Source organism: Kaistella treverensis (assembly GCF_900114045.1).
Lineage (GTDB): Bacteria > Bacteroidota > Bacteroidia > Flavobacteriales > Weeksellaceae > Kaistella > Kaistella treverensis.
On record NZ_FORQ01000006.1, the window covers coordinates 1 to 5,704 of the forward strand.

Sequence of the window (5,704 nt, forward strand, 5' to 3'; positions counted from 1 at the left end):
AGGGTTGCATGGTATGTGAGGTGTCTGTATATTTGCACCACTCTAAAACAGAGTAGCGAAGTAGAGAGACAGGTTAATTGAGAGTAGATGGAGAGACGAAAAGTTTTTTTATTTTATTTAAAAAAAAGCTTGCAGATTAAAAAAACGTTCTTATCTTTGCAGTCCCAAATCGAGAGAGATGGGGAGCGAAGTTGGAGCGGGATTGAATTTTAGGAATTGAAATTAGGGGTTAAAAAAAACTTTTAAATTTTATTCAAAAAGATTTGGTCATTTAAAATAAACTTTATACTTTTGCACTCGCAATTCAGACGCACAACGACAGAAGAGGTGACTGGAAATAAAGCGAAAAGAAGAGAGATCATTGACATACAAATAACAACCAAAAAAGTAAGGAAAAACATAAAGCGTCAATAACTTTGAGTGAGTCAGACAAACATACAATGGAGAGTTTGATCCTGGCTCAGGATGAACGCTAGCGGGAGGCCTAACACATGCAAGCCGAGCGGTAGAAGTCCTTCGGGACTTTGAGAGCGGCGTACGGGTGCGTAACACGTGTGCAACCTACCTTTATCAGGGGAATAGCCTTTCGAAAGGAAGATTAATACCCCATAATATATTGAATGGCATCATTTAATATTGAAAACTCCGGTGGATAGAGATGGGCACGCGCAAGATTAGATAGTTGGTGAGGTAACGGCTCACCAAGTCAATGATCTTTAGGGGTCCTGAGAGGGAGATCCCCCACACTGGTACTGAGACACGGACCAGACTCCTACGGGAGGCAGCAGTGAGGAATATTGGACAATGGGTGAGAGCCTGATCCAGCCATCCCGCGTGAAGGATGACGGTCCTATGGATTGTAAACTTCTTTTGTATAGGAATAAACCTACTCTCGTGAGAGTAGCTGAAGGTACTATACGAATAAGCACCGGCTAACTCCGTGCCAGCAGCCGCGGTAATACGGAGGGTGCAAGCGTTATCCGGATTTATTGGGTTTAAAGGGTCCGTAGGCGGACCGATAAGTCAGTGGTGAAATCTCATAGCTTAACTATGAAACTGCCGTTGATACTGTCGGTCTTGAGTAAATTTGAAGTGGCTGGAATAAGTAGTGTAGCGGTGAAATGCATAGATATTACTTAGAACACCAATTGCGAAGGCAGGTCACTAAGATTTAACTGACGCTGAGGGACGAAAGCGTGGGGAGCGAACAGGATTAGATACCCTGGTAGTCCACGCCGTAAACGATGCTAACTCGTTTTTGGGGCGCAAGCTTCAGAGACCAAGCGAAAGTGATAAGTTAGCCACCTGGGGAGTACGTCCGCAAGGATGAAACTCAAAGGAATTGACGGGGGCCCGCACAAGCGGTGGATTATGTGGTTTAATTCGATGATACGCGAGGAACCTTACCAAGACTTAAATGGGAAATGACAGGTTTAGAAATAGACCCTTCTTCGGACATTTTCCAAGGTGCTGCATGGTTGTCGTCAGCTCGTGCCGTGAGGTGTTAGGTTAAGTCCTGCAACGAGCGCAACCCCTGTCACTAGTTGCTAACATTCAGTTGAGGACTCTAGTGAGACTGCCTACGCAAGTAGAGAGGAAGGTGGGGATGACGTCAAATCATCACGGCCCTTACGTCTTGGGCCACACACGTAATACAATGGCCGGTACAGAGGGCAGCTACCTAGCGATAGGATGCAAATCTCGAAAGCCGGTCTCAGTTCGGATTGGAGTCTGCAACTCGACTCTATGAAGCTGGAATCGCTAGTAATCGCGCATCAGCCATGGCGCGGTGAATACGTTCCCGGGCCTTGTACACACCGCCCGTCAAGCCATGGAAGTCTGGGGTACCTGAAGTCGGTGACCGTAAAAGGAGCTGCCTAGGGTAAAACAGGTAACTAGGGCTAAGTCGTAACAAGGTAGCCGTACCGGAAGGTGCGGCTGGAACATCTCATTTTTGAGACTCTTCGTTAGGGGAGTATAAACAAACAAAACGGTACTTTAGTACCAGAGCACTTGCTCGAAGTTATGCTTTAGTTTTTCTTTATTTGGTTGCTATTTATAAAATATACCCACTAGAAATTAGTATTAGGGAGGAGAGATAATTAACGGTTATTAATTAATAATTATTAATTAGAGAGAGTCTCGTAGCTCAGCTGGTTAGAGCGCTACACTGATAATGTAGAGGTCGGCAGTTCGAGCCTGCCCGAGACTACTAATTGAAGCGGTAGGCAATATGCCTTAGGCAGTAAGCATAAAGCTTATGGCTTATGGCTTAAAGCATACAGCAACTAGAGGGGAATTAGCTCAGTTGGCTAGAGCGCCTGCCTTGCACGCAGGAGGTCAAGGGTTCGACTCCCTTATTCTCCACCAGGTTACAGTAAAAAGTAACAAGAACAGAAGATATTTACTTACAGATTTAAGAATTATGCCGCTAGGAGGCGAAATAAACTGAGTAATCGGGTTATTTGATAGGATCGAGACCTATATTATTCACGTATTACAACTTTAGTTTCAAAGTGACGGAAAGAGCCAAAAACAATTTCTGTTTACTAAGGAAGTAGTAAGATATATGATCATTGACATTAACGATAAGAACATCACAAAGAGAAAACCGAGCACTTTCGAGTGCCGAGTTTAAATAAAACTAGTTTAACACGGTCGTGTTAGACAAAAAAAACTGAACTAATATATTATTAGGAAAGAAATCGTTAAGGGCGTATGGCGGATGCCTAGGCTTTCAGAGGCGAAGAAGGACGTGGTAAGCTGCGAAAAGCTGCGGGGATCGGCACACACGAATTGATCCGCAGATGTCCGAATGGGGCAACCCGGCTGGTTGAAGATCAGTCACTCTAATTTATTAGAGAGCAAACCCGGAGAACTGAAACATCTAAGTACCCGGAGGAAAAGAAATCGAAGAGATTCCGTAAGTAGTGGCGAGCGAAAGCGGATTAGCCCAAAAGTCTTTATATGTTTAGAAGAATGTTCTGGAAAGAACAGCCATAGAGGGTGATAGCCCCGTAATTGAAAGGCATATTTGGATGATAAATGAGTAGGGCGGGACACGTGAAATCCTGTCTGAATATGGGGGGACCATCCTCCAAGGCTAAATACTCCTGAAAGACCGATAGTGAACAAGTACTGTGAAGGAAAGGTGAAAAGCACTTCGAATAGAAGGGTGAAAGAGAACCTGAAACCGTACGCCTACAAGCGGTCGGAGCCCACAAGTTGGGTGACGGCGTGCCTTTTGCATAATGAGCCTACGAGTTAATTTTACTAGCGAGCTTAAGTACTTCAGGTACGGAGGCGGAGCGAAAGCGAGTCTGAATAGGGCGCTTAGTTAGTAGGATTAGACGCGAAACCTTGTGATCTACCCATGGGCAGGTTGAAGCTTTGGTAACACAAAGTGGAGGACCGAACCGGTTGACGTTGAAAAGTCTTCGGATGACTTGTGGGTAGGGGTGAAAGGCCAATCAAACTGGGAGATAGCTCGTACTCCCCGAAATGCATTTAGGTGCAGCGTTGCAATATAGTTTATTAGAGGTAGAGCTACTGATTGGATGCGGGGGTTTCATCGCCTACCAATTCCTGACAAACTCCGAATGCTAATAAATGTTCTGCAGCAGTGAGGGCATGGGTGCTAAGGTCCATGTCCGAGAGGGAAAGAACCCGGACCAACAGCTAAGGTCCCCAAATCTATACTAAGTTGAAATAACGCGGTTGAACTGCATTGACAGCTAGGATGTTGGCTTGGAAGCAGCCATTCATTTAAAGAGTGCGTAACAGCTCACTAGTCGAGCGGTTCGGCATGGATAATAATCGGGCATAAGTATAGTACCGAAGCTATGGATTTATAACTTTTGAGTTATATCTGGTAGGGGAGCATTCTGTTTGCACAGAAGCAGGGTCGTGAGGCCTTGTGGAGCGGACAGAAAAGAAAATGTAGGCATAAGTAACGATAAAGCGGGCGAGAAACCCGCTCACCGAAAGACTAAGGTTTCCTCAGCCATGCTAATCAGCTGAGGGTTAGTCGGGACCTAACGCGAACCCGAAAGGGGAAGTGGATGGACAATGGGTTAATATTCCCATACTTGCTCACACTAAAAAGGGGACGGAGTGCCGTACTTACTGAAGACTGACGGAATAGTCAAGACCTAGCCTTCGGGCGAAGTTGTTGTAGGGAAAGTGCTTCCAAGAAAAGCCGAAGTGAAGCAACCCGTACCAAAACCGACACAGGTAGTCGAGGAGAGAATCCTAAGGTGCTAGAGTGAATCATGGTTAAGGAACTAGGCAAAATAGTCTCGTAACTTCGGAAGAAGGGACGCCAGCAGCAATGCTGGCCTCAGTAAAGAGGCCCAGGCGACTGTTTATCAAAAACACAGGACTCTGCTAAATCGAAAGATGCTGTATAGGGTCTGACACCTGCCCGGTGCTGGAAGGTTAAGGAAGGTTGTTAGCGCAAGCGAAGCAATTAACTGAAGCCCCAGTAAACGGCGGCCGTAACTATAACGGTCCTAAGGTAGCGAAATTCCTTGTCGGGTAAGTTCCGACCTGCACGAATGGTGTAACGATCTGGGCACTGTCTCAACCATGAGCTCTGTGAAATTGTAGTCTCGGTGAAGATGCCGAGTACCCGCAATGGGACGAAAAGACCCTGTGAACCTTTACTATAACTTCGTATTGACTTTGAATAAACAATGTGTAGGATAGGTGGGAGACTTTGAAGCTGGCACGCTAGTGTCGGTGGAGTCAACGTTGAAATACCACCCTTTGTTTATTTGGAGCCTAACTTCTTAACGGAAGGACACTGCGTGGTGGGTAGTTTGACTGGGGTGGTCGCCTCCAAAAGAGTAACGGAGGCTTTCAAAGGTACCCTCAGCACGCTTGGTAACCGTGCGTAGAGTGTAATGGCATAAGGGTGCTTGACTGTGAGACCTACAAGTCGATCAGGTGCGAAAGCAGGACATAGTGATCCGGTGGTTCCGTATGGAAGGGCCATCGCTCATAGGATAAAAGGTACTCCGGGGATAACAGGCTAGTCTCCCCCAAGAGCTCATATCGACGGGGAGGTTCGGCACCTCGATGTCGGCTCGTCACATCCTGGGGCTGGAGAAGGTCCCAAGGGTTGGGCTGTTCGCCCATTAAAGTGGCACGCGAGCTGGGTTCAGAACGTCGTGAGACAGTTCGGTCTCTATCTATTGCGGGCGTTAGATGTTTGAGAGGGCTTGAATCTAGTACGAGAGGACCGATTTGAACAAACCTCTGGTGTATCAGTTGTTCCGCCAGGAGCACCGCTGAGTAGCTACGTTTGGAAAGGATAAGCACTGAAAGCATATAAGTGCGAAACCTGCCTCAAGATGAGACATCTTTTAAGGGTCGTTGGAGATGACAACGTTGATAGGCTATAGGTGTAAAGGCAGCAATGTCATAGCCGAGTAGTACTAATTACCCGTAGATTTATTGCCTAATTATGGCACTCGACAGTGCAACTACGGTTGTCTCTTTGTGAACGTTTTTATCGATTTTTTATAAGCATTACGCTTTGAGCTATAAGCTTTATGCTTATGGCCTACAGCCAAAAGCTAATACCAATTTTAGGGTGGTTTTAGCAGAGGGGCTCACCTGTTCCCATTCCGAACACAGAAGTTAAGCCCTCTAGCGCCGATGGTACTGCGAAAGCGGGAGAGTAGGTCGCCGCCAGTTTTTT

Annotated in this window: 2 tRNA genes and 3 rRNA genes; all 5 read left to right on the plus strand. The window is 46.3% G+C overall.

Features of this window, described 5'->3' with window-relative positions:
• The first annotated feature begins 437 nt into the window (after positions 1-437).
• The 5 genes from BMZ55_RS11140 to rrf all read left to right on the plus strand — a co-directional run bounded on the left by BMZ55_RS11140 (position 438) and on the right by rrf (position 5,700).
• Positions 438-1,954 (plus strand): 16S ribosomal RNA (locus BMZ55_RS11140).
• A 184-nt stretch (positions 1,955-2,138) separates the two neighbouring features.
• Positions 2,139-2,212 (plus strand) — tRNA-Ile (locus tag BMZ55_RS11145).
• 81 nt (positions 2,213-2,293) lie between these two features.
• Positions 2,294-2,370 (plus strand) — tRNA-Ala (locus BMZ55_RS11150).
• 328 nt (positions 2,371-2,698) lie between these two features.
• Positions 2,699-5,462, plus strand: a 23S ribosomal RNA gene (locus BMZ55_RS11155).
• Between the two features lie 130 nt (positions 5,463-5,592).
• Positions 5,593-5,700, plus strand: a 5S ribosomal RNA gene (gene rrf / locus BMZ55_RS11160).
• The 16S, 23S and 5S rRNA genes sit together here with 2 tRNA genes alongside, the layout of an rRNA operon.
• Positions 5,701-5,704: the final 4 nt, after the last annotated feature.